This is a genomic window from Bacillus sp. THAF10 (assembly GCF_009363695.1).
Classification (GTDB): Bacteria; Bacillota; Bacilli; order Bacillales; family Bacillaceae_I; genus Sutcliffiella_A.
This window is the reverse complement of the sequence record NZ_CP045403.1, coordinates 219,916-246,663: the sequence shown is the minus strand read 5'-3', so window position 1 is coordinate 246,663 and position 26,748 is coordinate 219,916. Positions and strand designations below refer to the sequence as shown.

Annotated in this window: 29 protein-coding genes; 6 read left to right on the top strand and 23 right to left on the bottom strand. The window is 42.7% G+C overall.

Annotated features, from left to right (window positions below; all coding sequences use genetic code 11):
* Positions 1-38 precede the first annotated feature (38 nt).
* From FIU87_RS01370 to FIU87_RS01325, 10 genes are all read right to left on the bottom strand, one after another.
* Entirely contained in the window at positions 39-2,042 is a 2,004-nt protein-coding gene (locus tag FIU87_RS01370; protein WP_152442937.1) for a methyl-accepting chemotaxis protein, read from the bottom strand.
* A gap of 81 nt (positions 2,043-2,123) precedes the next feature.
* Complete coding sequence (locus FIU87_RS01365) at positions 2,124-2,540, bottom strand: hypothetical protein (RefSeq protein ID WP_152442936.1); 417 nt, start codon at positions 2,538-2,540, stop codon at positions 2,124-2,126.
* Positions 2,537-2,758, bottom strand: a complete 222-nt coding sequence (locus tag FIU87_RS01360; RefSeq protein WP_152442935.1) for a helix-turn-helix transcriptional regulator — start codon at positions 2,756-2,758, stop codon at positions 2,537-2,539. Before FIU87_RS01360 ends, FIU87_RS01365 begins: the two co-directional genes overlap by 4 nt.
* Before the next feature lie 74 nt (positions 2,759-2,832).
* On the bottom strand, positions 2,833-3,936 hold the full coding sequence (locus FIU87_RS01355) for an ABC transporter permease (RefSeq protein WP_152442934.1): 1,104 nt from the start codon (positions 3,934-3,936) through the stop codon (positions 2,833-2,835).
* The gene (locus tag FIU87_RS01350) at positions 3,937-5,199 is read right to left on the bottom strand and encodes an ABC transporter permease (RefSeq protein ID WP_152442933.1); all 1,263 of its coding nucleotides are present in this window, start codon (positions 5,197-5,199) and stop codon (positions 3,937-3,939) included.
* 10 nt (positions 5,200-5,209) lie between these two features.
* Positions 5,210-6,142 (bottom strand): ABC transporter ATP-binding protein, encoded by a 933-nt coding sequence (locus tag FIU87_RS01345; protein ID WP_152442932.1) that lies wholly within the window; start codon positions 6,140-6,142, stop codon positions 5,210-5,212.
* 518 nt (positions 6,143-6,660) lie between these two features.
* Positions 6,661-7,962, bottom strand: a complete 1,302-nt coding sequence (locus tag FIU87_RS01340; protein ID WP_152442931.1) for a DUF58 domain-containing protein — start codon at positions 7,960-7,962, stop codon at positions 6,661-6,663.
* Positions 7,963-7,982: 20 nt separating this feature from the next.
* On the bottom strand, positions 7,983-8,618 hold the full coding sequence (locus FIU87_RS01335) for a response regulator transcription factor (protein ID WP_152442930.1): 636 nt from the start codon (positions 8,616-8,618) through the stop codon (positions 7,983-7,985).
* A 2-nt stretch (positions 8,619-8,620) separates the two neighbouring features.
* Positions 8,621-9,742 (bottom strand): sensor histidine kinase, encoded by a 1,122-nt coding sequence (locus FIU87_RS01330; RefSeq protein WP_152442929.1) that lies wholly within the window; start codon positions 9,740-9,742, stop codon positions 8,621-8,623.
* A gap of 15 nt (positions 9,743-9,757) precedes the next feature.
* Complete coding sequence (locus tag FIU87_RS01325) at positions 9,758-10,447, bottom strand: AlkZ-related protein (RefSeq protein ID WP_152442928.1); 690 nt, start codon at positions 10,445-10,447, stop codon at positions 9,758-9,760.
* 451 nt (positions 10,448-10,898) lie between these two features.
* On the opposite strand from FIU87_RS01325, the gene FIU87_RS01315 reads away from it, so the two are divergent.
* The 3 genes from FIU87_RS01315 to FIU87_RS01305 are packed head-to-tail and all read left to right on the top strand — an operon-like array spanning position 10,899 to position 12,682.
* Positions 10,899-11,225 carry a PadR family transcriptional regulator gene (locus FIU87_RS01315; RefSeq protein ID WP_152442926.1) on the top strand — a complete coding sequence of 109 codons (327 nt, stop codon included), beginning with the start codon at positions 10,899-10,901 and terminating at the stop codon, positions 11,223-11,225.
* A gap of 2 nt (positions 11,226-11,227) precedes the next feature.
* Positions 11,228-11,908: a DUF1129 family protein gene (locus FIU87_RS01310; protein ID WP_152442925.1), complete on the top strand. Its 681-nt coding sequence runs from the start codon at positions 11,228-11,230 to the stop codon at positions 11,906-11,908.
* Between the two features lie 15 nt (positions 11,909-11,923).
* Positions 11,924-12,682, top strand: coding sequence for an HAAS domain-containing protein (locus FIU87_RS01305; RefSeq protein WP_152442924.1), 759 nt, complete (start codon positions 11,924-11,926; stop codon positions 12,680-12,682).
* A gap of 17 nt (positions 12,683-12,699) precedes the next feature.
* Here FIU87_RS01305 and FIU87_RS01300 read toward each other — a convergent pair whose 3' ends face one another.
* From FIU87_RS01300 to FIU87_RS01275, 6 genes are all read right to left on the bottom strand, one after another.
* A complete protein-coding gene (locus tag FIU87_RS01300) occupies positions 12,700-13,149 on the bottom strand; it encodes an SRPBCC family protein (RefSeq protein ID WP_152442923.1) in 450 nt (149 codons plus the stop codon).
* Entirely contained in the window at positions 13,146-13,490 is a 345-nt protein-coding gene (locus FIU87_RS01295; RefSeq protein ID WP_152442922.1) for a MerR family transcriptional regulator, read from the bottom strand. The genes FIU87_RS01300 and FIU87_RS01295 overlap by 4 nt, the downstream gene beginning before the upstream one ends.
* 343 nt (positions 13,491-13,833) lie before the next feature.
* Entirely contained in the window at positions 13,834-14,244 is a 411-nt protein-coding gene (locus FIU87_RS01290) for a hypothetical protein (protein ID WP_152442921.1), read from the bottom strand.
* A gap of 56 nt (positions 14,245-14,300) precedes the next feature.
* On the bottom strand, positions 14,301-14,924 hold the full coding sequence (locus FIU87_RS01285) for a hypothetical protein (protein WP_152442920.1): 624 nt from the start codon (positions 14,922-14,924) through the stop codon (positions 14,301-14,303).
* Positions 14,914-15,447 carry an RNA polymerase sigma factor gene (locus FIU87_RS01280; protein ID WP_152442919.1) on the bottom strand — a complete coding sequence of 178 codons (534 nt, stop codon included), beginning with the start codon at positions 15,445-15,447 and terminating at the stop codon, positions 14,914-14,916. The genes FIU87_RS01285 and FIU87_RS01280 overlap by 11 nt, the downstream gene beginning before the upstream one ends.
* 132 nt (positions 15,448-15,579) lie before the next feature.
* Complete coding sequence (locus FIU87_RS01275; protein ID WP_152442918.1) at positions 15,580-16,752, bottom strand: FtsW/RodA/SpoVE family cell cycle protein; 1,173 nt, start codon at positions 16,750-16,752, stop codon at positions 15,580-15,582.
* A gap of 194 nt (positions 16,753-16,946) precedes the next feature.
* On the opposite strand from FIU87_RS01275, the gene FIU87_RS01270 reads away from it, so the two are divergent.
* Positions 16,947-18,176, top strand: coding sequence for a hemolysin family protein (locus FIU87_RS01270; protein WP_152442917.1), 1,230 nt, complete (start codon positions 16,947-16,949; stop codon positions 18,174-18,176).
* Between the two features lie 37 nt (positions 18,177-18,213).
* On the opposite strand, the gene FIU87_RS01265 is transcribed toward FIU87_RS01270, so the two are convergent.
* From FIU87_RS01265 to FIU87_RS01250, 4 genes are all read right to left on the bottom strand, one after another.
* A complete protein-coding gene (locus FIU87_RS01265; protein WP_152446367.1) occupies positions 18,214-19,542 on the bottom strand; it encodes a hemolysin family protein in 1,329 nt (442 codons plus the stop codon).
* 426 nt (positions 19,543-19,968) lie between these two features.
* A complete protein-coding gene (locus tag FIU87_RS01260; protein WP_152442916.1) occupies positions 19,969-20,736 on the bottom strand; it encodes a MerR family transcriptional regulator in 768 nt (255 codons plus the stop codon).
* Between the two features lie 374 nt (positions 20,737-21,110).
* Complete coding sequence (locus tag FIU87_RS01255) at positions 21,111-21,425, bottom strand: YbjQ family protein (RefSeq protein ID WP_152442915.1); 315 nt, start codon at positions 21,423-21,425, stop codon at positions 21,111-21,113.
* Positions 21,406-21,612, bottom strand: coding sequence for a hypothetical protein (locus tag FIU87_RS01250; RefSeq protein WP_152442914.1), 207 nt, complete (start codon positions 21,610-21,612; stop codon positions 21,406-21,408). The genes FIU87_RS01255 and FIU87_RS01250 overlap by 20 nt, the downstream gene beginning before the upstream one ends.
* 151 nt (positions 21,613-21,763) lie before the next feature.
* Between FIU87_RS01250 and FIU87_RS01245 the strand changes: the two genes are divergently transcribed.
* Positions 21,764-22,399: a spore coat protein gene (locus FIU87_RS01245; RefSeq protein ID WP_152442913.1), complete on the top strand. Its 636-nt coding sequence runs from the start codon at positions 21,764-21,766 to the stop codon at positions 22,397-22,399.
* Positions 22,400-22,484: 85 nt separating this feature from the next.
* Here FIU87_RS01245 and FIU87_RS01240 read toward each other — a convergent pair whose 3' ends face one another.
* On the bottom strand, positions 22,485-23,153 hold the full coding sequence (locus FIU87_RS01240; protein WP_152442912.1) for a YdeI/OmpD-associated family protein: 669 nt from the start codon (positions 23,151-23,153) through the stop codon (positions 22,485-22,487).
* A 194-nt stretch (positions 23,154-23,347) separates the two neighbouring features.
* Here FIU87_RS01240 and FIU87_RS01235 point away from each other — a divergent pair, with 194 nt between their 5' ends.
* On the top strand, positions 23,348-25,060 hold the full coding sequence (locus tag FIU87_RS01235) for a glutamine--tRNA ligase/YqeY domain fusion protein (RefSeq protein WP_152446366.1): 1,713 nt from the start codon (positions 23,348-23,350) through the stop codon (positions 25,058-25,060).
* A 326-nt stretch (positions 25,061-25,386) separates the two neighbouring features.
* Here FIU87_RS01235 and FIU87_RS01230 read toward each other — a convergent pair whose 3' ends face one another.
* On the bottom strand, positions 25,387-25,584 hold the full coding sequence (locus FIU87_RS01230; RefSeq protein ID WP_152442911.1) for a hypothetical protein: 198 nt from the start codon (positions 25,582-25,584) through the stop codon (positions 25,387-25,389).
* An 88-nt stretch (positions 25,585-25,672) separates the two neighbouring features.
* Positions 25,673-26,386 (bottom strand): YwaF family protein, encoded by a 714-nt coding sequence (locus tag FIU87_RS01225; protein ID WP_152442910.1) that lies wholly within the window; start codon positions 26,384-26,386, stop codon positions 25,673-25,675.
* Positions 26,387-26,748 lie beyond the last annotated feature (362 nt).

Here is a 26,748-nt window from a genome sequence, read left to right as displayed (position 1 = left end):
CCCCCAGCCATACGCAGCCAGGGGTCCATTACTCACATTTAATTTTCTTCTGTTAGCTTAAATCGCTTAATCATCTCACTTAAATCCTCACTCATCGTAAGCAGCTCCTCAGCTGAATAGGCGATGGTGCTAATCGCTTTCACCTGCTCGTCGGTTGACGCAGCGATCTCCTCTGTTCCTGCTGCGGATTGCTCAGCAATTGCCGAAATACTTTCAACAGAAGCAAGCACTTCTTCTTTCGACTCGTTCATCACCTTCATGTTTTCCATGATTTCTTCGATAAATCCGATAATAGAACGAATATTCGTTGCAATCTCACCAAACGAGTCTCCCGTGTCCTTCACCGCATGGCTTTGTTCCTCAGAGATATGATTGGTGCGTTTCATCTCGTCTAATATAACCTTCGATTCTGCTTCAATGCTTGAAATAACACCTTTAATATGGTGAGTGGAATCTGCTGTTTGCTCGGCAAGCTTTCGCACCTCAGTTGCAACAACTGCAAATCCACGGCCGTGTTCGCCGGCACGAGCAGCTTCAATGCTCGCGTTTAAGGCTAGCAAATTAGTCTGTTCCGAAATTTCATTAATGGTGTGCGTGATTTCTTCAATACTTTTAATCTTGTCGGTAAATTGAGTCATCCGTGTATCCAAGCTCTTGACAATTTTTCGTGATTCATTGGTATGATCCTGAAGATTTTCAAGTTTCTGCATACCCGTCTCATTTGCCTCGACAATTTGACCCGATAGCTTATCGAGCTCCCCTTGCTTAGAAAGAACGTCTTCAATGTTTTCGGCAAGATGTAGTGTACGAGAATTGGTTCCCTCAAGGTCTGTCGCTTGTTGAATCGCACCTTTTGATAGCTCCTCAATAGCACGATTCATTTCCTCACTTGTTGCGGATACCTCTTCTGTGACTGCACTCATATCCTCCACCGCTGCTTTCACCTTTTGCGATGAATCTCCAACCGTACTAATCATTTCGCGCATATTACCAAGCATCGTTTTAAACGAAGTGGCAAGCAACCCGATTTCATCCTTTGTTTTCACTTCAATGTCACCGGATAAATTGCCTTCCGCAACTTTTTTCACTTCTTCATTTAACTGCAATACAGGTTTGGTAATATATCTTGCCAGCACAATCGTAATCACCATCGCTAAAATAATGGCAATTACTCCAACAATCAAAATCGTTCTTAAAATATCTGCTGCTAACTGCTGCATGTTTTTCTCTAAAAACACTCCACCAATTTTCCAGCCTGTTTCATCGACGGTTTCATAAGCTAACACTCGTTTTTCCCCGTCAAAAGTATACCTTTCTACACCGTTACCTGCATACTCCTCGTACATGTGGTCGATAAAGGGTAGGTCTTGATCGAGTAAATTTTCTCCACCCAAGGTAGGGTGAACGAGTGCCACACCATAGTTATCAAGAAGGATAGGATACCCTCCATAACCTAATTGCTTTTGTGCAACTAAGGCCTCTAAAGAAGTCAGGTTGATATCTGCAGCAATGACTCCACTGATCACACCATTCGCTTTTACTGCTTTTGCAAGCGTGACAATGGGTTGATTGGTGTTTGTGTCTATATACACATTGGTAAATACAACTTCATTTGGGCTGCTTAACGCGTTAATATACCACGCGCGAGTGGTTGGATCAAAATCTTTTGGCAGCTCAATTTCCGGTGACGTATACAATTTTTTGTCTGGAGTTGCTATGTAAAATAACTGCATGTCTGGAAAGTTTTCTAATACTTGACTAAAGCCTTCAAGCATTCTCTCGCGATTATCTGGTGTTTCTCTTTCCAAGAAGTCAGACACCAAAGGCGTGCTACCGAAGCTTGAAATAATACTAGAATATTTATCTAAATAAATATGAATAGTCTCTTCCAAATCTCCCATTGCGGCTTCGGCATTTGCCACCACATCACGATCAATCTTCTTTTTTGCTTGAATGTAAGTAATCACACTTACACTAGAAATAATTAATACAATAACTGCTATAAATGAAAAAACAAGCTTACTTCGTAAAGTTCGAAACATGTTGATATCTCCTTTAGGTTTTTACACTAAAAGTTATATCGTCAAAGGAATTAGAAAGTTAAGCATTCCGTCAAAAATGATTCATAGTTTTGATGTAACAAACGCCCCTGTACCAACAAGGGCAAAAAGCAAAACTAAATATAAGGCAAGCATCCCTGTTTCCACTGTTTCTACACCCATAAAAACCAAAAACATCAGTACTGCACCACTACCAACTAGCACAAAATAAAGCGCACCTAGAAAATATCGTTTCATCATAAGGATGTTTCGTTCATCGAATGTAGGGATGTTGGTTTTATTCTTTTTCTTCCTTACTAGGAAACTAATAATAATGACAAATAGAACTCCTCCAAAGGTACCGGTAAATACTGACCTTAAAAGCTCCATATCAAAAATGCCATCTTTTCTGCCGATTAAGTATACCCCTAAGCTTCCTCCAGCCAGAATACAACTGATGATGAAGGCAAAAGCTGACCAATACAAAATTTTCATTTTCACCTTTTTTTCTCCCCCTTTGTTTCTTCCAAATAAAACATTTCTTCCATCGGTACATCAAAATAAGCAAGGAGCTTTAAGGCTAATTCCAAGCTTGGATTGTACTTGTTTTTTTCTATAGCGTTAATGGTTTGTCTGGTAATCTGTAAATCTTCGGCCATTTTCACTTGTGTGATCCCGCGTTTTTGCCTTATTTCTTTTATATGATTGACAACACTCATGAACGCTTCCTCCAAAAGGTAAAGATATCTTTACATAAAGTATAAAATAAAAAAAAGAGCGTGTAAAGATATCTTTACACACTCGCCTTCCGTTCCATAAAATTCAATCCAATTCCCATAAACAGCACGCCCATACAGAACAATACAGAGGCAGGCAAGAAAAATTCCGACAAGCCCCACTCTAAGATGGTCGCTCCCTTTAGCATCTCCATTCCATATGTCATTGGAACGAGCTTTGATAAAAACAATAGTGCCTCTGATTGAACGATTTCTAGTGGCCAATAAGCCCCACCAATCATCGCCATGCTGACAGCAATCAGCGGAATAATCCCATCAAGCTGACGTGGGTTCGTTGCAAGCGCACTAATTAGCACTCCTAAGGAAACGAGCGCAAACAAATAAGGAATAATGACAACGAGAATAAACGGAAACCCTCCATAAAGATCCACACCAATTACATAGTGAAAAAATAAAAAGATAACGGCAAGCTGCACATACCCAATGAAAAAGCTATAGCTAACATGCCCAAGATACATTTGTGTTTTTGTTAGTGGGGAGAGCACCATTCGGTTCCAAATGCCATTACGCTTTTGGTCTAGGATGGTACTTACTGTGAAGCTGACTGTAAACACGACGAAAAATAGAGAAAAGCCAAATAATGACTGAATGGCAGCGTCATAAACAAACTCATCTTCATTAAACGATTTTTGGGAAAATGAGAACATGCTGCTCGCACTCGCTACTTTTTCCTTCAATTGCTCTGGAGTTGAACCAAGTTCCGTCGCTGCCACACGTAGCACACGCTCATTTTGCAGCACGGTTGCCACATGCGACTCCATTAAGGTGCTATTTTGGGTGGTGGCGCTCATAAACAGCTTATAGCTATCTTTTTCAAGCTGTAGGCCAACATCGATGCTCGCTTCATCTAGCTTCTCTTTGATGACTTCTTCTTTTTCAGCGATAAAGGTGAAGTTTTCCACATCCTCATTCAGCGCTTGAAGAAGGGAGGTCAACTCGGTTTTACTAAGCTCCTCAGAAAAGACAGGAACCTTCACTGGGGATGCATGATTTACTTGACCAAGTGCTAGGGCAAACACCACAGTCAGGACCATCATCCCAATAACCGCAAAGGGCTGTCTGCGTAAATGATGTATGTGATTGATGAGTATTGCGCGCATTTAACTCACCCTCCTTTTTGGATAACATGGAATAGCAATCATGATTAACAAGACTGAAATGGCAAGGAGACTTCCAAGGTTCGTGACAATATCGGCAAGCTCTCCGCCGCTTAAAATTTTCACATATCCCTGCAGAGCAGCTCCATTTGGCGTAAAGGCTCCTATTGCATACATCGTTTCAGATACTTCACTCCACGGCACAAAACTGCCACCTAAAAAGGCAAATATGCTGACAAGGAACCCGGAAAAAACAGTAGAAATTTGCTGAGTGTTGTAGCGATAATTCAGCGCCGTAATGAGCACGGTCATCGATCCTATCACTAAGCTAAAGCATAGGGTTAAAAGTAAAAACGCGACAATATCCGACCATAACACCTGATACACCAGCGCCGCCGCCCCGAACAAGATACTAAGCTGGACAAACGAAACCATTACAGCTGAGAACCATTTACTTGCTGCATAAATGAAAGGAGACGTGTTGGTAAGTAAAATTCGGTCATATACAAAGGATGTCTTTTCGTTATAAGCATAGCCTGCAACAAACGAAATGACATAAAGGGCAAACATCGTGCTCATGCCAACAGCAAAGTATGCAAAGGAATTGACAGGTACTTCTCCTTCTAAGGTCACTTTTTCACTATCAATCTCAGAAACTGTCTCAAAATCTGGGGAAGCCTGATTATTCTGCTGTGCCTCCCTAGTAAGTACCGTATAAAGCCGCATTTGCTCGGTAAATTTCTCGACCACATCTGATACCACACTAGCTTCAAGCCCTTTGTCCTGATTCAACATAAGTTCTAGCTTGGTATTAGCGTCTTCATCAAAGAACTGCGCTTTCCACGTTTCAAATCGATAGCCCTCTGGAAAATAAAGCACACCAGCATATTTTGCATTTTCTACAGCTGCCGCTCGTTGGGCTTCTTCTTTTACCGTTAGAAAATTGGATAATTCCCCTTTCATCACTCCATCGACTAACATCTCAGGAAAAGCCGTTTCCTCGGCAGCAGTGACAAGCGCTACCTGTGCTTCTTCTGGGATATCCTCCTCTTTCATCCAAGCCTTAAATTGCTCTAGTTCTTGTGCTAAATTCCCATGATCGACCACCGCTACCACAGCATTCAATTTCACGCTGTCCTTTCCATTGCCACCTAGTGCAAAGCCAAGAATGGTGATAAGGACAAACGGCATCGCCAGGAGAATGAGCACTTCTTTTTTATCTCGCAATAAATGTAAAAAATCTTTTTTTATAAATGTTCGTAACATGCGCTCCCTCCTAATCTCTCAATGTCCGACCTGTCAAATGCAAGAATACATCCTCAAGCGTTGGTGCTTTAATTTGAATGCCTTTTAGCGGGGAGTTCGTTTCCTTTGCTGCAGAAAACACATCCTCTAATAGATTGATATTTTTTGGCGCGAGCAGGATGATTTTTTTTTCGGCGACGGTTACAGACGAAATGACAGGAATCGCTTTAAGCTTTTGTATAAAATCCGGATTGGCTGTCTCCACCTCCACCTCAATGGAATGCTCCGAGGAGAGGATGTTTTTCACTTCTTCTTTTGTCCCAGAAGCGATGACCTCTCCTCTGTCCATGATATAGATGCGCTGACAGAGAAATTCGACCTCCTCCATGTAATGACTCGTATACAAAACCGTCATCCCTTTCTCTTCATTCAGCCTTTTCACGGTCTCGAGGATATAGTTTCTAGACTGCGGATCAATCCCGACTGTCGGTTCATCCATAATGAGGATTTCTGGATTATGAAGAAGCGCAATCGCAATATTCAATCGGCGCTTCATTCCACCTGAAAAATTCTTCACAGGTTCCTTCTGTCGACCTTCAAGTCCCACAAGGGTAAGAACCTCTTGAATTCGTTGCTTTAACTCCACTTTAGGAAGCTTATAAATGTTCCCGAAAAAACTCATGTTTTCCATTGCCGTAAGCTCTGGGAAAACGGCAATTTCTTGCGGCACCACCCCTAAAATTTCTCGAAGATGCTTTGGTTGATCCTTCACACTTTCACCCTTTAGGAGCACCTCTCCATTTGTCGGCTTTACAAGCGAGCTCAGCATGGAAATCGTGGTGGACTTCCCCGCTCCGTTCGGACCAAGAAGTCCCACGGTCTCCCCCTTTTCCAAATATAAATTTACCTCTTTAACGGCTTGTGTGCTTTTAAATGTTTTTGTTAATTGAATGGCTTCTAGCATATAGAAAACCTCCTTTGATACATTTACTATACTTTCCGATTGGAAAATTTTAACCTGAAGAAGGTCATTACTTTGAAGGGATGAGGGTGACTTTGGTCATTTTTCATAAGGCTCTTTTCTAAAAAATTGTTGCTAAAACCTAAGAAAAAGTCGGCTTTAAGACTTTTTCCAATCTTCGGGCTAAGAAAAATTGCCACGTTTTTAAAACTACTCCACGAAAAGAGCACGACAGCAACGTTGATGACGGGTGTCTTAAAGATACACAGTAGCAACAAACTTTGCGAAAACAGCCTTTTATATAGGCTCTTTTCTACCGCTGTTGATTTCCACAAACAGGCTCCGCGTCCACGGGGCGATTTGTAAGCCTCTTCGGCTGCGCCTGTGGGGTCTCCAGCCTATCGCTTCATTCCCGCCGGAGTCTCCGCCATTTGCTCCAATCATCAGCTAAAAACTACTCATTATTAACATCGTTCTTTCACTAAGCCAACATAAAAAAGGGCTGGCACCCACCGGCAGCCTCACCCCACAATTCTTTGTTTTTCTTTATCCGGCAATTTCAAAAGATTACTAGCACCTAGTTTGACAAGATTACTAGAACCTGTTGTTTCGTCTATCACATTTAGAGCAAATCCTTCCATGGTACCTGGAAGCTTCCATCGCTCATACACCCCTTCATCGGCACACACGATGGCATAAGGAAAAGCTGTTGCGTGCTGGTGTACGACTTTTGCAAACATGGATGGAGGAATCATCACACTTTCTTGTTTCATTCTTGCCAGCAATAATAATGCTGAATGTAGCTGTTGCTTTCCTTCCCCTACATTTAATTCGACGTAAGAGGGATTGCCAAACTTTTTAATATTAACCAGCACCGAGTAGGCAATATTATGTTTGGTTGCATAATGGAGGAGGAAGGCGGCACCGCGGAGTTTTTCTTCAAAGTTGCTTGTATGAATGTCGATGATAAATAACCAGGACAGCTGCGACGTTCGCTCGTAAACTTTGGATTGAAGGGTGTTCATTCTCGCAGTTGCTTTCCAATGGATTTGTCCAAAGGAATCCCCGTTCACATAATCTCTTGTGCCAATCACCCTGCTTTTTTCTTCAAAAAGAGACGTTCTTACTGGGTGTTCTCCTTGCTTTTTAGGAAGAATCCGTTCTAAGCCTTGCACCGTTTGACTTTTCGGATACACAATCACCTCAAACTTCAGCCTTCCCCTCGTCTGCTGGTACACCTTTCCCCAGCCAAAAAACGATTCAATCTCTAGGTCAAATAGCTGCAACTGCGCTACTCCTCTTTTTGTTGCTGTAAAGGGTAGCTCCACCTCCCAAACACTCCTGCCAATCTGTTGAAACGGCATATACATCTGATTGATATGAAGCAGCTTTTCTCCGCCATGAAACAACAGGTTCTTGTCTGTTCCCACGCGCAGTTTACCAAAGAAAATCGGGAGATGACTTCGATGACTGATTTGCAGGCGAAGCACTCCCTGTTCTTCATCAAACAGCTTTATTTTCTCTTCTACCACCTTCATTTCCAAATCCCGTCCAACAAACATTAAATAGAGATAGTTAGCCCACATGTAAGCAAAAATCGAAAACAGGAGGAATATCATCAACGTAGATCCAACATAGAGAGCCGATGAAAGTAACATAAACAAAACCGCTGACGCCATTTTGTGCTGCTTGGTTATATTTATTTTTTGATGCCAGCCCTTCCATTCCCCATTTTCATACAAGCCCGTACTTCTATCTCCTAACCTTTCCTTTACCCTTCGTACCATGGAATCATAATAATAATCCCGCATATTTGGATCCACACTGCCACCCCCCTATTCCATCAGACGATACCATTTCTAATAGCAAAAATCGCCAGCTGCGTTCGGTCCCGCAGACCAAGCTTTTGTAAAATTGCGGTGAGATGATTTTTCACCGTCCCCACAGACAAATACAAGGCTTCTGCAATCTCTTGGTTATTCTTCCCCTCGCCAACTAATTGCAAAATTGACCTCTCCCTGTTTGTCAAATCAACTTCCTCGTTTGTTTGCGGTTCTGACCGATTGATTAGCTTTGGCACCACTTTCCCTGCTACCGCTGCATCAAGTGAGATGCCACCATCTAAGCAGCTTTCCATAGATGAAAGTAGATTTGCTGCATCCGCATCCTTTAAAATGTACCCAAGTGCCCCAAGCTTCAAGGCCTCCATCGCATACTCATCATCAGCAAAGGTGGTCAAAATAAGCACCTTCGCCCTTGGGTCTCGCTGCCGAATGATTTTAGTCGCCTCCAAGCCCGTCATCACAGGCATTCGAACATCCATTAACACAAGATCTATAAGGTGCTTTTCATACGCATCCACTGCATCCTTTCCGTTTGCCACCTCCGCTACGACCCGGAAATCTGGATGCTGCTCAATCATCATTTTGATTCCTTGCCTTACTAAGCCCTGGTCCTCTGCCAACAAAATATTATTCATGCTTATGTATCTCCCTTCAAAGGGAAAATCCCTTTCACAATGAAGTCTTTCTCTGTCGTTTCTCTTTCCATCCTGCCTCTGAGTGCTTCCATTCGCTTACGCATATTTTGAAGCCCAAAGCCCTCCTGAACGGACTGAAAATGGGCTGTCTTATTTTTGATTGTCACTTGAAAGCTGTGCGCACCAAGAATTTCAAAGGTAATCGTAATCTCCCGTGAGCTTCCGTGTCGCATGGCATTGGTGAGCGCCTCCTGAACAAACCGATAAACCGTACTATTTTGTTCATTGGTCAACGCCTGCGTCAAGACCCCGGTTTTTGTGGTCAGCTGAATTCTCATTTGTGTTTCAGCTTCCAACTTCCGAATGAGATGAATGACAGATGATATCCCCTTTTCTTCCTCGCCCTGCAGTGCCTTTACTGCCTTGCGCATTCCTTCTAGGCTATCCCGTGCCAGCTGTTTTGTCTGTGTGATGATGCCTTTTAGCGTTGGTTCCCTGTCCGCTTGCTGCTCTGCCACCGCAAGCTGCATCATCAGCGCTGTCAGCTGATGCCCAACTGAATCATGAATATCCCTGGCTATCCGATTTCGCTCTTCTACCCTTGCCACCTCTTCATTTTCATGCAGCTGTCTTTTTAATGCCCGGTACTCCACAAGCAGGCTTTTCCAATCCCGATCCAGTCTGCTATTTTCAGTATAGTACTGATGTGTCCACGCCGCTGTTCCTACCAATAAGAGGAGCAGAAGCAGCTGATAAAAGAAAGAATCTGAGAATGCTAAAGTAGTAATAGAATAGAAAGTCGGAAGAAGAATGGCAGCTAGACTGTGTCGTTTCTTACCTAACTGCAACATGGCATCAAGCAATAAAAAATACAAAAGCAGCCATGGAAGTAAATCATATGGGGTGAGAATCAAGTGCTGCATGACAACAACCGTAAGGGCCGTTAAAAAATATGCCGGCCATTTTACTTTCCAGATTGGGTAGGAAAAATATAACGCGAGTGTTGTGCCAGCTATTAGCAGATATACTGCTAGTATTGAGTTTGATAGCGAATAGTAATAGGGGATGCTGAGAAGTATGACAAGAAGAAATCCAAGCTTCCCCCAAAAACGACTAATATTCATTCTAATGTCCTTCCTTTAGGGTGTAGTTAAAGCTCTCTTTATCTTTTTCATTGTTTGTTCATTGGTATAGACAGAAAAATGGGTGAAAAGTTTCTGCAGTGCTTCCTCCTTGGACAGGTGAGACGTTTCCAGGTTATTTTTTGCACACCATTCTTTCATCGTTTCGTAGGAAGTACTGCTCCAGCCGTTCTTTTCCCCATTCTCATCCTGCTTTTCCTTTGTCCCAGATACCACAATCGCTAAATTACCTTGCAGCTCCAGCAATGCTTGATCAAACGCCTTTTTCTTTTCTTTTTCCTTCATGTCCGCTTTTGCTCTAAGCACTCGCGTATCGATACCAGGCTCTTGTTGGATTATTTCGTAAAGTATTGCCCCTTCCTTCGATACCTCGCCTTTTTGATATCGCTCGTCGATGGATTCTTGTGATTTTGGGAAGGCTGCGAGCATAATTGGCAGCATGTCCCTTGATACAAATACGGCCTTTTTCTTTAAGAATTTCCCGTAAGCTGCCACCCCATCAGCTGCAAACCTTGTCCTCCACATCCACGGATCTCCCTCTGTATCTGAATGCCACGCCTCTTTTTCCGTCAAGCTTGTGAGCGAAGGGTAGTTTTCAAAAAGGGGCGCGAGCGGAAGAATGCCGAATTCTTGGATGGCCTCCACCGCTTCGTTGTATGTATAAATGGTGCTTGCTTTTAACGTCATGTATCACATCTCCTTATTTTTCCTTTTTAATGAGTTCTACATGGGGGGTGGATAGTCCTTTAAATATGGAGGGGATTTTGGGGGTGGGGGAACTGGGGTCAGGGTCTGATGACGGTGAGGGTGCAGATGCGGGTGGGAGTGCGGTGCAAAAATTGTCGGTGTGTGTCGAATGGCATTTATATGGTCTGAGTTGGACAAATAAAATGAAAAGCGGCTTAATTATTGAAAAGTTGGACAAATAAATTCCAAAGTGGCTCAATTATCGAATAGTTGGACAAATTCCCATCGCACCCCTCTCCTCCCACTCTAAAATTTCCCACAAATATACCTTGCATTACAAGATACCTCCCCATATAATAAGGGTATCATGTAATGCAAGATACCTACCATCACTCCAAGTCAGTACCTTGCATTACAAGGCACCAATCTAAAACGCAAAGAAGGTGACCAAATGGCAGCAAGAAGCCAGCTTTTGAAGGGAATACTTGATGCTTGTGTAATGGCAATCGTCGAGCAAAAGCCTGTGTATGGGTATGAGCTTTCCCAGCAGCTTCAAAAAGTCGGACTGCCGGATATCAGTGAGGGCACGATCTATCCTGTTCTGCTCAGACTTCAGAAAAACGGCTTCATCCGAGGGGAGATGCAGCCTTCCGCAACAGGTCCAAACAGAAAATATTACTTTCTAACAGATGCTGGCAAGGAAGAATTAACAAAAATCGCGAACGAATGGAGCTTGATTGCAGGCCCAGTCAGTCAGCTCCTACACAAAGGGGAATGAACATGAGAAAAACAAAGGAACTAATTGAGGAAAACAATCAAAAACGGAAGCTGCTTAGTGATGATAACCTAAAGCTTTACGAGGATTTTCTTGTCTATATCCGGACGGACCTTCGAATTGCTGAGCAGGAGAGTGAAGAGCTTTTAATAGAATTGCTTGATCATTTGCTAGAGGCGCAGCATGCGGGCCGCAACGGAAAAGAGCTTTTTGGGAATGATCCGAAAGCTTACGCAGAAGAGCTGATAGAAGGACTTCCGAGGGAGAAAAAACGTAAGACCATCCCATTTATCACTTCCATCCTATTGAACCTTTTCGGCTGGGGGGCTGTCATACTTGCCATTGTCCATCTAGTGTTTCCAAGGTTTATGGATGTAAAGGAAGTCCTGTCACTTGGCAGCCTTATGTCCAGTATTTTTCCCTTAATCTTGATTACGTCAATTGGCACCAAGGTGATCCTTACTCTTGTACGCTCCACCTTGTTTAAAGAAGAGAAACAACATAAAAAAGCATATTGGAAAGCAGGACTATTTGGTGGAGGATCATTCGCCATCATTCTCCTCATCACGTGGCTTACACCTGACTTTGGCCCGAACATACTTGTGGCATGGTGGATTTATCTTATGATTGGGCTTGGGTTTATCCTTTCAGGTAAGGTTATCCAAAAGGCGTTTCACACACATTAGAAAGGAGAATTTGACATGAACAGCCTTCCATTATCAAAAGAAAGCAGAACGTTTATTGAAAATTTACGAGTCTATTTATTTTCGAGCGGTAAAAAAACGGACGAAATTGATGAGATAACCTCAGAGCTTGAGGTCCATCTTTATGAAGCCGAGAAAGAACAAAAAGATGTCACACATATTATTGGAAGCTCCCCAAAAGAATACATGGAACAGCTTTCAAGTGAAATGTCCTTTGATGTCCTTGGCTGGGCGAAGTTTGTTCCCATCATCATTCTTGGCGCATTCTCCGGAATCGTGCTGAAGGACATCATTTTTACAGGCTTTCAATACTCCCTACTTGAATTAATCGGTTACCCTATTGTTTGCATTATCTCCCTGTTTGTCTTCATGGGTACCTTTAAATTCATTGCAAGCCATAGCTTGTCCCGCTCGAAGGAATTCTTATTTCTTAGTATTGCTGGCATCTTACCTATGTTCCTGTTTGGAGGATTAATGTTCCTTTCTAACATCGTCACTACCCCTATAATTTTGTTAGGTTATTACGGGAACATTGTTGTCGCCAGTCTGGCCATTACCTTTTTAATCGGGATTTCTATTTGGAGTAAAACTCTCGTTTCCATTATGTTATCCATCTTCTATATTGTTCCGGAATATCTGCTTGGAATGACTACCCTATCTATGGAAACACAAGTAATCGCTAGTAGTATCCTCATGTATGCAGGAATTGGAGGCTATTTGTTCCTCGTGAGTAAAAAAGAAAAGAGAGCTGCCTAATCTTTCATGGCAGCTCTCTATTTTACTGATTCTGCTTCCATACGGTCCATGTATTCCTGTACCACTTTGTTGTTACTTTTTTCACTGCCAAGCTTCAGCATGGCACGGCCAACAAAGTTTACTCCCTTGTTTTGACCCTCATACGTTAATTTTGTGTGCTGCTCGTCCACTTTGTCTAGCGTGAAGCTTAACGTAATTTCAAAGGCCTTCCCTAAAACGAAGGAGATTTGTTTGTGTTTTTTCTCTGGAGTATCCACATAAGCAAGTGTTTCTACAATATACGTTTCCACCCTCTTGCCCTCACGGTATTTTTGGCGGTGCTTAGCGCCAACCTCTGTTTCTGTTTTTTCAATTAGGGTATGCTCCTCCACTTTGGGCATCGTTCTTGTAATATTTTTATCAAGATACAGCTCCCACACCTTTTCGATATTCGCTGGAATTACCCGTTCTTCGTGCCATTCAATCATGATTCTGACTCCTTTCCTGATTCTAAAAACGCATCAATTTCCTGTGATTTCGTTTTTAGTTCTTCGATTTGTTGTTTGATTTTTTGTTGTTTTTGTTTGAGAAGGTCTTCTAAATGTTCAAAGGATTGATCCTCCATGACGGAGACCATTTCTTGAATCGTGAACCCGAAGCTCCGCAGTTTTGTGAGTAGTACAGCTAAAAAGTAGCTGCCATCGTCATAATAGCGGTAGTGGTTGTTCGGATCAATGTAAGCAGGCTCTAGCAGCTTAACTTCTGCATAATAGCGCAGCGTTTCTTTACTCAGTCCAGTCATCTCGGAAAACTCGCTTACCTTATACATTTCTTGCCCTCCTTTTTACAGTTTAAACTGTGGGGTGCACCACAAGGTCAAGGGGGATTAGCGTGGGAATTGCAAAATTCATGGGGGAACAACCAAGGTGTGGGAGAGGGCGAAAATTGCCGATGCTTGTCGAATGGCCTTTATATGACCAATAAGCGCAAATAAAATGAAATCTCCGCAAATATATTATAATCTGCGCAAATAAAACCGCCAAACCCGCAAATAAATCAAAATCTCCGCAAATAAAAACCACCCCTCCCCCAAAAATACTCTCCAAAAACCAAAACTACCCGAACCAACCAAAAAACCCAAGGCACGCTTTCATGCCTTGAGTCCCCCAATCTCAATTTTCTCTACCAACCAGCTTTGTTATCGTATATTTGTCATTATCAAAGTCATATTCGTACGTAATAGTGTAGTTCTTCCCCACTTCAAATTGCTTACACGTCTCTTCAGCGGCTTCCTTGCTGCCAGGTGAACTGCTATAGCTAGTCTTCAATTTATTGTCGGTGACCGTACACACAAACCTTTCATTATCACCTTCTGTCACAGCCACCTCATCCGCGGTAATTCTCTCTTCCCCAGACACTTGAGGAACATAGCTATACATCACAAACGTAAAAATCAGCAGCAATGTCCCGGCCACTATGGAAATCCGGCCTTTTTTCTTTTCCGACCTCACAAGCGAACTAAACACGCCATAGCCGACCAGCCCAAAGCTGATAGCGAACAAGACCAAACCTAAAATATACATAGATTACCCCCCGTTTCTACTCTCTCTACTTACCATTATATCGTATAGCTTGGCAATCATTCGTACTTTTTTATGGAATGGATGAGTTGTTCAATCTCAATATCCTCCAATTGTTGATAGCTGTTCATTATTTGAAAACTTATGCCACCCTCCTTCCACGTAATAATTTGTAAATCTGGCCTTGCGTTTTTTACGGTATATTCAATTTCTTCCCCTTTTATCGTAAGGGTGGTATTTGTATAGGTTGGAGCATCTTGGACGACTCCATTTGGCATATCAAAATAAACCATTAATGCGAGTAACTCCCCCTCGGATTCCTCCCCTATGTATCTTACATCCACAACTCTAGAAAAGCTGAATTGCAAAGGGGTTGAAATAACTTTTTTGTATTCAAACGGCAACTCAGTAAGGTGGTACACCGGCTCCCCAATTTCCTCAAAAGCACTTAAACTATCCTGAAGTTCTGCTGATAGGCCTGGTTTTTCTGGTATCAGACTTGAAACGAAAAATAGGAGCAAGGTCGCGATAGTAACAGAAACGAGTATACTCGGAAGTAACAAAGGTTTTCGGCTTTTTTCCTCTCCCCGCAACACCCGCTCCAGTCGTTCACTTTCAGATTCATCCATAAAAAGATCAGGTCGATGCTTTAGTGGTTCCAGCCATTCAGGGTTATTTTTCATAAAACATCACTCCTTCCGCATCATGGCCAATGGATTGTTTCAATTTATGGAGAGCGCGGTGGTAGGTGGTTCGTACTTTCGCCTCTGACCAATCCAGGATTTCAGCTGTTTCTTTAACGGAAAAGTCCTTAAGTGCCCGCAAGATGACGACTTGTCGATAGTCCTTTTTCAGGTTGGAAAGTGCATGCTGTAACAATTCCCAATCCGCTTTTCTTTCAACGTGCTTTGTAACTGTAGTATCTTCCATTAGCTGTTCTCTGCGCCAACGTTCTGGCAGCAGCCGTTGGAATTTCTTTTTCCGGTAGTAGTCGATGGTAGTGTTTTTGGCGATGGCCATTATCCATGTTCGTGTGATCGATTTTCCTTGAAAGGTGTTTATGTTATGGAAGGCTTTGATGAAGGTTTCTTGGGTGAGGTCCTTTGCTTCTTCTATGTTATTCGTAAAATAAAGGCAGTATTGGTAGACGTCCTGGTGGTATGGCTGATAAACGTCCCTGATAAACGCATCCTTGTTATCCTCCAATCAATATTCCTCCTTTTTCAATAAGTCTGTAGTTAATAGTCGATTGAGTTGTTAAATTGTTACAGTTTTAGTTTGCCTTTTTAAAAAAATGCTCCCCCAACCAATCTGGCTGAGGGAGCTTTTGTCTTCATTTCATTCAAAAAAATACTTCCGAGTGCGCATTTGAACATTAATCACAATCCCAATTGCGATCATGTAGGTTAACAGCGAGCTTCCACCATAGCTAAAAAACGGCAGTGGAATACCGGTAATCGGTAAAAGTCCAATGGTCATCCCTATGTTTTGGAACACTTGGAAGGTGAGCATGCCGATGATGCCTGCGCATAGGTAGGAACCAAACGTATCGTGACACTGGAGGGCAATCATCGTTATTTTATAGATCAAGAAGAAAAATAGGGAAATGACGACGGTGGCACCAATGAAGCCAAACTGACTGGCGATGGCGGCAAATATAAAGTCGGTGTGCGCTTCAGGCAAGTAGACGTTCATTTCCCCGTAGCCAGAGCCGGTGTATTCCCCTGAGCCGATGGCAAGTAAGGAACGCACGAGCTGGAACCCTTGTACGTCCTGATATTCGTATGGGTTTAACCATCCGTAAAATCTGTCCAGCTGGTATTCTGGAATCAGATACGTATGGAAAAAAGTTGGATGGGCGATAAAAATATAAATGAAGGTGGCAATGAAAACAATCACGGCGCCTAAAATGGACAGGATGATGCTCCATCGTATCCCTGAAACTAAAATTAGTGCTGCAATAATTGCACAATAAACAAGGGTGGTTCCCATGTCTGGTTGTTTGGCGACCAACAGAAGTGGCAACGCAGACACACCAAGTATTTTACCTAGTAATAGGTAGCTTTCGCGAAGATTGGATTCTTCATGTTTTGCACGATGGTCGGTAATCACTTTACTGATGACGAGGATGATGGAAATCTTCATGAGCTCAGAGGGTTGCATGTTTCCAAGTCCGGGTAGTTCGTACCAGCTTGTAGCACCTTTTATTGTACTGACGAGGGAAGATGGAACGTTAAATTCCAGCCCCAAAAGGAGCACTACTCCGATGCCGTAAGTGATCCAGGCAAGGTTTTGAAGGTAATCAAAGTGAATAAGCAGGGAGATGCCTATTCCTATTGCACCGATGACAAACCATACTAATTGTTTTTCTACAAAATTAATATTTTGTAATACTGGTGGCAAGGTTGGTTCTACACTTTTGAGTGCGAGCAAGCTTGCCATCACCATAATCCCCATAATAAAAAGTAACGTGGTATCCAATTGAGGTTTATAGTCTTTTTCCACTTCTATTCTCCGTCCTATGCTTTTTCTTTTTCTTTGATTTAATTTATATTATGATGTTAGTAATGGTATAATTTTATATTTTCCCAAGTAAAGCATATTCGAGATTCTTTCATAGGTCAATCGTTAATATTTGGGTTGTGCATGGTACGTCGAATAAAGGGAAAAATATGCTTACCCTAAAATTAGGAGGAATACATACATTGTTCATTGCAATATTGTTCTTTTTGTTTATGTCTTTTTTCTTGTCTGGTAGTGAAACGGCGTTGACAGCTGTGAATAGGATGAAGATTCAAATTCGTGCAGAAAATGGGGACATCGCTGCTCAAAAACTATTAAAGCTCATTGAAAAGCCAGATAAATTTATTACAGCCATTCTTATCGGAAATAATATTTCTAACATTATGCTTCCCACCTTAGTCACGTTAATTGCCATCAAGTACGAAATTAGTGTGGGTGTTGCGACTGCTGTTCTTACTGGTGTAATTATTATCTTTGCTGAGGTGCTGCCAAAATCGGTTGCTGCTACCTTTGCAAATAATGTGGCTTTTATTGTTGCACCTGTTATTAGGTTTTTACTGATTATTTTCAAACCGGTCATCTTCCTTTTATCACTTTTTACCAATATGGTCATTAGAATTCTTTCTAAAGGCATGGTGCAAGAGGCAACGCTTTCTAAGGAAGAGCTAAAAACGATGGTCGATATCGGACGCAACGAGGGAACCTTTTATGAAGAGGAGTCTCAGCACATCATTGGTGCGATTGATTTTTACACTAAAGATGTTCGTGATGCCCTTAAGACGCCGAGGATTGATATTCATGGGCTTTCTTGTGAGGTGACCTTTGAGGAAGCTAGGGACTATGTGATGGAGAGCAGCTATACAAGGTATCCTGTTTATAAAGAGAACATGGATAATATTATTGGTGTGTTTCATGCCAAGCTTCTTCTTCATTGGTCCTTGCGTCCGGAGTTAGAAATAAAGGATTTCATGGACACGACCCCGCTGTTTGTAGCGGAAGCAACCTCGATTGAAAAAGTCTTTAAAATGATGCTAAAAGAAAAGAAGCATCTTGCCATTGTCATTGATGAATACGGCGGGACGACAGGGATTATCACGCACGAGGATATTATTGAAGCGATGATCGGACAGGAAATTGAAGATGAAACCGATGAGTCTGGCGAAATTCTCATTGAAGAGCTCACAGATAGTCACATCATTTGCCACGGTAAAATAGCCATTCGACGTTTTAATGAGGTTTTCCGGACAAGAGTTCCAGAAGAAGAGGACACGATTGCTGGCTTTCTTTTTAAGGAGCTTGGCCATATCCCGGAAGAAGGCGAATCACTGGAGTTCCACCATTTACACTTTGATATTGAAAAAATGGAGGACAACGTAATTAAAAAAGTGAAGGTACGAAAGAAGGCAAATTAAAAGGTGCACCTCCTGATTAACGGAGGTGCACCCTTTTTTATGATGATTGATGTTGATTTGATAAGGCATTAAGTTGCAGGCAAACCTGCTTCACTTGGTGATTTTCCATATCCAGTACGGTCCAGACGTTATCACCATGTTCCACTTGCTCTGCTTCATCTTCCTCGATATCTTGGAGCATCACCTGCATCCAACCACCGATGGTATCAATATCGTCTTTTTCATCAAATGTGACACCAAACTCTTGCTCAATATCTGTAAGCAGCACAAGGCCATTTATATGATAAAGATCGGTTTTTATTTCTTGGATGTCAGGAACTTCGTCAGCGTCAAACTCGTCACGAATTTCTCCAACGATTTCTTCTAGAATATCTTCCATCGTGAGTATTCCAGCTGTTCCACCGTACTCATCAATAACAAGCGCGATATGCACCTGCTCTTCTTGCATTTTGAGTAAGGCATTCTGCAACGATGTGACTTCATGGATAAGTGGCAGCTCGTGAAGGAAGTCTTTCAACTCTCCTGATCTGCCTGCTGCCATGTTCGTCAGCATTTCTTTTACGTTCACAAATCCAAGTATATTATCCTTGTCCCCATCCTCTGTAACCGGGTAACGAGTGTATTGGTGCTCGTCAAGGGTTGCGATAATTTCTTCACGGGACATACTATTGGACAAAGTGACGATCTGTACACGCGGAATCATAATATCCCTCGCCACTCGCTCGTCAAAAGTGAAAATGTTTTCCATATAGGATAATTCTGTTTGATTAATTTCTCCACTTTCAAAACTTTGCGCCATGATGATTTTAAGCTCTTCTTCTGAGTGTGCTTGTTCATGAGATGCTGGCTGTACCCCAAACATGCGAAGTAAGACACGAGCAGAACCGTTTAGCAACCAGATTAGCGGGTACATAAGCTTACCAAACCAATACAATGGTCTTGCGAACAAAAACGTCATTTTCTCCGCATATTGAATCGCCAGTGTTTTTGGTGCAAGCTCTCCTACCACCACGTGTAAAAACGTTACTAAGGAGAATGCTACTGCAAAAGAAACTAGGGTTGTTACCGTTTGCGATACCCCTAAGCTCTCAAAGAGTGGGTACAATAGTCTTTCTACTGTCGGTTTTCCTAACCAACCAAGACCAAGCGCTGTAACAGTAATACCAAGCTGACAGGCAGATAAATAATAGTCCAGATCTGTCACTAGCTTTTTAGCGATTAGCGCTGTTTTGTTTCCTTCTGCAATTAGTTGATCCACACGAGACATCCTTAACTTAACGACTGCAAACTCTGATCCTACAAAAAAAGCTGTTAAACCAATTAACAAAGCTAATAAAAGTAAATTCATGATCAATATACTGTCAATATCCAATTGGTTCCCTCACCCGAGGGATTCACCTCCGAAAATTTCACTTTATTGTTTATTCCTATAGTTTTTTCCTCGTACTTAGGTGCGAACTCCTCCTGTCACTATACGAAAAAAACCCTACCACCTAGCTGGTAAAGGGTTTTGTTTGTGTAATTATTCTACCTTCACCTGATTGGCAAAGGTCTCGCAAACAACATTTTTCAAAAAAATGTTGCCAGTTAAGCCGGTGATACGATAGCATCACGGATTGACGACATAACTGTCAGCTACTCCCCTTTGGAGTATATATAGGCCCAAAAAAAAAGGGCGATAGTCTAAACTCATAAACTATCACCAAAATTCTAATATAGTTTTCTGCAATTGTCAATTTTTTACGAGAATAATAGGATAGAATGTCCAGCCGCTTAGGTCAAAAGCTGGACGTTATTTCTTTTTCGTGCCAGTGTAAAGGAAGACCGCATCTCTTAAAAATGCTGCCGTTCCTGGTTGTTGCTTGTCATAGTAAGCCGTGAACCTTTCGTCATCGACATACATCTGTGCAAGCCCAGCGTGAGCCTCTTTTGAATAGCTGTCCCAATAGAAGCTTAACCATTGTCGGTGCAATTCAGCTGCTTTTTGTGCAAGTGGCGAAGTGGGATCTCCCGTTTGAAAAGCTTCATGTAGGACTTGTAACACCTCTTGTCCAAGCTTTTCGCCTTGCTCGTATTTTTCCTTTGACATGCCTTTTAGCTTGGCATTCGACTTATCGATGGTTTCCTCGCCGTATTTTGTGCGGATTTCCGCTCCATACTTTTGTTCATTATCATCTATGAGGTTTTGTTTAAAGGCTTCGAATTTTTCTTGATCGCTCATGGTAATACTCCCTTCCTTTGCAGCCAAAGTCATGTCGACACTTTTTATTAGTCCCTCTAGCCGCTTCTTTTTTGTCAGAAGCTTGTCACGATGTTCTTGGAGTGCTGTTACTTCGTCAAAGGCTGGCGCATGAATGATTTTTCCGATCGCCTCCAGATCCAGGTCCAGCTCGCGGTAAAAGAGGATCTGCTGCAGCAGGTCTACCTCTTTTTGCGAATAAATCCTGTACCCTGAAGAGTTCATTCTCGCCGGCTTAAGAATGCCAATCTCATCATAGTATCGCAGCGTCCTGCTAGTCACCCCAGCCAATTTTGCTAATTTTTGTATCGTATATTCCACCTTGAATCACCTCCTGACAATTTCACTATACACCTTGACGCAGCGTGAAGGTAAAGGGGGTTTTTGAAGTTTTTTTTGAGGAGAATGGGGGAAAATTGGGGTTTGGCATCAACTCGGGGGTTTTTGGCACGAACTTAGTAGTTTTTAGCATCAACTCAGGGCATTTCCGCATCAACTCCACTCATTTCGGCATGAACTTGCTGTAAAACGCTTTAATTTGTTATTTTTTTACAAAATATAGGTGGTTAATTGGAGCGCAGAGACCGGTTTCGACCTAAAATTGAACTGTTAGCATAAACATTCTCCATCTAAAATTGCCAGGCTGTCACAAAATAGTGGTCGTGCCCCCGCCATACAGCAGGGGTCACCACCAGTTATTCCACCCTCACTGCCGTACCATAAGCAATGATTTCGGAGGCGTTGGTCATGACACTTGAGGTTTCAAGCCTCATACAGACAATCGCATTCGCGCCTTGTGCTTTTGCGTCCTCCACCATGCGACCAATGGCTTTTTGACGAGCATCCTGCATCATTTCGGAGTACTCCTTAATCTCTCCCCCAACGATGGTTTTTAAGCCTGCCAAAATATCTTTTCCAATATGCTTGGATTGCACGGTGCTTCCCTTTACAAAGCCCTTTAATTCCACAATTCCCTTACCCGGAACCGTTTCAGTAGTCACGATAATCATTTTTGTCATCCTCCTCTTTTTCCTTTTGTCGCTCGATTATGAGCACAATGAAAAGCCCAATAACTGCTAAAGCATACAATATGTAAAACAATACACCTAACCAAAAATTAATAAGAAGTAAGACTACACCCACAACCTGTCCAAGTACTGCAACGAGTAGCAAACTGGTTTTCAGAGTTTCTATCATCGCTTATCCCCCCACAGATTAATTCCCTCTAAAAGTAGAAACTCCTTTATTCATTTGAAGTATATTTTCCAGCTTGTCTTTTCATACATGATTAGGACAAATTTGTTCAATATAAAAGGGAATGTGAAATTTTTTAAGGAGAGATGCTACGATGCAAAATCAAATGAACTCACAAGGACAAAATATGAATCAAATGCCACCAACCGGCACACAAGCAAGCACCAATCATGGCGGCCATGAGCTGTATGATGCTCACGAAGTCATTGCAACTGTCATTAACATGCTCGATCAATACCAAATGTATGACCAACATATCCAAGATCCTGTTTTAAAAGACATTCTACACCGCCAATATGCCTTTGTAACGCAAATGTACAACACCATTGTCGAGAGCTTCAGCACGGGGCAAAAGCCATCTGAGTCCACACATGTGTACAACATGAATCAGACGCATGATGTCGTGTATGGCATTAAGCCTACACAGCCGAAAAAGCCAAATCAATCGGTGAGCGACCTTGCAGACAATGGGCTATCGGCTTATATGCTAGGACAGACGAAGGGGCTCGCTTCTCTATTTTCGATGACAGCGCTAGAAATGACAAACCCTGTACTTCGACGTGTGATTGCCGATAGCGTTCCGAACTTCATTGAAATGAGCTACGAGATTTTCCTGTATCAAAACAAACATGCCTACTACCAGGTGCCACAGCTTTCCATGCAGGATATGAATACGATGCTGCAAAGCTATGTAACGGTGCCAGAGCAGCAGGGGAATTTGCCGCATTAAGAACAAAAGCGGAATGCGCCAGCTTTTCTGGAGTATAGAGCTAAACAAGAAGGCCGTTGAGCATATAACACTCAACGGCTTTTTGTTATTTCTTCTCTCTTCTATATAAATCCATCGATTTGTAGCCTTCTCCTAGTATGGTTACCATTTCAAGCAGGCGTTTTTCCTGCGTTTCCTCACGCTTAGCACTATACACATAGCGTGCCCAGTCCTTTTGATAGCCGTAGGTGAGCGCATCATATTTCGCCAGCACCTCTTCATTATTTTTCAAAAAGCTGCGAATATCGTCAATGTGCACGATATAGTCATCCACACATTGGCTTTTCTTTGCGGTCGTCGCCTTCTTTTTCGGTGGTACAGCCTTCATCCCTACCACGGTGAAGGTGTCATTCAGACTGACCATCCGAGAAAACTTGAGGATGCTGTTTGGCAGATATTTTTCTTCATCTAATTGAAGACTTTCGTATAAGCTGTCGCGTTCGATGTATTCTTTGTAGGTAGGATTGTTCTTTTTAGGATAGGCCACGTACAAGTAGCCGTTTTTCTCAATTTTTTCATTAATGGTGCTAATGTTCTTATCGAAATCCTCCATGCTAAAAATAAAAAGGATGATGAGGTCATACTTGTCCTTTAGCACGGAAGTATCGTGTTTGAGCTCCTGAAAGTCCTTTAAATCTTGTGGCATATTTAAAATTAATCGATTGCTGTATTTGTCCAGGTTAAGTTTTTCAATAATGGTTTTTTGCGCTTGCATGCGACCCGCTCCTTTTCAGAAAATGGAAAACTCTACTTTCTATAGTATAACAAAAATCCAGTAGAGAAAAATGAAGGAGAAGTTTATTTTTTCGCGTGATAGAAGGATTTGCGCTCGTCTTCTGTTGTGTTACAATATTGTCTATCATAAGTGTGGAGAAGTTCACAACATTTTAATAAGGAAGGTTGAATACTTTGGAACATAACCCCGCTAACTCTAATTTTATCCGCAACATTATTAAGGAAGATTTGGAGTCAGGCAAGCGAAATCACGTGATTACCCGCTTCCCTCCAGAGCCGAATGGATACTTACATATTGGACATGCAAAATCAATCGTCATCAACTTTGACCTCGCCGATGAGTTCAACGGCAAAACAAACTTGCGCTTTGATGACACGAACCCACTAAAAGAAGACGTCGAGTACGTAAATTCAATTAAAGAGGACGTCAAATGGCTTGGCTATGACTGGGATGGCCTTTTCTTTGCCTCTGATTATTTTGAAGAGATGTACAACCGTGCCGTTCTTTTGATTAAAAAAGGCAAGGCGTATGTGGATGACCTGTCTGCTGATGAGATTCGTGCTTACCGCGGAACCTTGAAGGAGCCTGGAAAAGACAGCCCATACCGTGAGCGTTCCGTGGAAGAAAACCTCGACCTGTTTGAGCGCATGCGTAAAGGCGAGTTTGGAAACGGTGAAAAGGTGCTTCGTGCAAAAATTGATATGAAGTCACCAAACATCAACCTGCGTGACCCGGTTATTTACCGTATTTCGCACGCCACTCACCATAACACAGGCGACAAATGGTGCATCTACCCGATGTATGCATTCGCTCATCCGCTTGAAGATGCGATTGAGGATGTCACCCACTCCATTTGTACGGTCGAATTTGAAGACCAACGCCCGCTTTATAACTGGGTAGTCGCGGAAACGGAAATGGCTGGAACGCCTCAGCAAATTGAGTTTGGCCGCTTGAATATCACGAATGCAGTGATGAGTAAGCGTAAGCTCCGTAAGCTTGTGGAAGAAGGCATTGTCGACGGCTGGGATGACCCACGCATGCCGACAATTTCTGGGCTGCGCCGTAAAGGCTACACGCCAGAAGCCATCCGCGCGTTCGTTCGCGAAACTGGTGTTTCCAAGGGCTCTGGCTTTGTGGACTCACAAATGCTCGACCACTTTGTGCGCGAGGATCTTAAATTGAAATCCCCTCGTACGATGGGTGTGGTTCGTCCGCTGAAGGTGGTTATCACTAACTACCCAGAAGGACAAGTGGAAATGCTGGATGCCGAGATCAATCCGGAAAATCCGGAAATGGGTACAAGACAAATTCCTTTCTCCCGCGAGATTTACATCGAGCAAGAGGATTTCATGGAGGACCCACCGAAGAAATATTTCCGCCTCTTCCCTGGTAACGAGGTTCGCTTGAAGCACGCGTACTTCATTAAGTGTGAAGACTTTGTAAAGGACGAGAACGGCAATGTCGTGGAAATTCACTGTACGTATGATCCTGAGACGAAGAGTGGCACAGGGTTTACCGGACGTAAGGTGAAGGGTACGTTGCACTGGGTGGAAGCATCGCAGGCGGTTCCTGCTGAGTTCCGTTTGTTTGAACCGTTGCTTTTGGATGAGGAGCCTGAGTCTGAGGTAGCGCCTGAGGTGGCAAATGTTGCCGGCACGGAAGAAGAGTCTGTGGAAGCTGTCGAAAAGTCCTTCCTTGACCAGGTGAATCCGAATTCAATGCAGGTGCTGAACGGCTTTGTCGAGGAAAACATGAAGGGTGTGGCGCCGCAGGAGAAGTTCCAGTTCTTCCGCCACGGGTACTTTAATGTCGATCCGAAGTATACGACAGCTGATAAGCTTGTGTTTAATGAGATTGTGTCGTTGAAGAGTTCGTTTAAGTTATAGATTGTTATGTGTGTGGCCCCCTGTTCTGGTTGGAACGGGGGGATTTTGTGTTTTGGGGTGGTTGGCCGGGGGATTTCGCGGGGTGAGTGTCTGTCGGCGAAACGTGTCGCTTGGTGTCGAATGGCCTTTATCTTGCCTCAAATGGACAAATAAATGGAAAAGTGGCTTAATTATCTCGAAAGCGGATTAATTATTTGAAAAGCGGCTCAATTAATTAAAAGTTGGACAAATTAATTTCACCACTCGGCTAATCCGGCCTCGGAAGTAATGCTCGAGCACAAAAAAATCCCCCCGTTCCTACAAAACGGGAGGATCATTACCTACTTTTAAACAAACCACCTTAGATAAACGAAAAATCCAACTATAATAACAACAAATAAGGCTACATAGATGTAGCTGAGCCGTCTCACATTCCCCTTTGATTCCTCCCGGTACTTTTTGTCCCCGGTTCCCGCCACCTGGATCGTTACAAACAGTCCGCCAATTAAAATAAGGATACTTAGTACTCCTAATGCTACCATCATGGTCGCTCTCTCCAATCGTGAATTTCTATCTACTTTGAAAGTAGCGTATTTTGGTAGCTTTTTCAATGAATTGGCTTCGAATTTTCTGTTACCTAGGTACGACGGGCCGCTCCCTCCGCATTAACCTTGCCATCGGAATATAGGTGAGCACGAAAACCAGCAAAGCTGCCAGCTCCAAGTTAATGTAATACCAGACACCTGATCCAAAAAAGGACAAGATGGTTTTTGATTCCGTTGGGTTAGCTAAATAGAAGAAGTTTGTGCCTAGGAACATATTGATGAAGAAGATGGGCGCCGCAATAATGTTTACAGCGATAAAGCTTCTGATGATTGCCTTCTTCGGGACTCGGTACCCTTCATAAAAAATAAAATAGAGCACCGCCCAAGGGATCGCGGAATGATGCAGAAAGTATTTCAGGAAACGATAGTGTGGAAATTGGTAGACCATTTCAGGGGTGACCATGCTTAAGATAGGCGGAACAAGTCCAATAAAGTAGAGTAAGTGGAAGAGTTTTTCGTTGGGTTTAATGAAAAGGTAAATGGCCATAAAGGTGCTAATGGAGCAGAGTTGAATGGGCAGGTCCTCCACTCCCCATTGATTGGTGGTCACCACCCAGACCTGATGGGAGATTTCGCAGGCTACTAAGATGATACATAATGTCCACTTGATTTTTGACTGATGGGGCTTGAGGTTCCTCCAGAAATAAACCAACACAAAGCAGATACTGAGAAACACGAGAAACGCTACGATATGCTGCACAGAAAACAAACGAAATGTTTGCATGGCGGTAACGGAAAACATGTTGGATGTCCCCCTCTCTTATGCGCTTGTATGTATTTTATTCTTGGTGGGTGGGGGTTACGACTAATGGTGGGGAATTTTTAGGGGGATGTCGTGGGGGATGGTGACTGAAGCGGCGCGAAACGTGTCGCGCGGTGTCGAATGGCCTTTATCTTGCCCCAAATGGACAAATAAATGGAAAAGTGGCTTAATTATCTCAAAGGCGGACTAATTATCTGAAAAGCCGCTCAATAAATTAAAAGTTGGACAAATTAACACTCCACCACTGCCAACCCGAAAACAAAAATGAAAAAATTTCCATATCAGGCAGGGAATCCACCTCCCAAAAACGAATTAAACAGGGAAATCCACCGAAGAAAAGG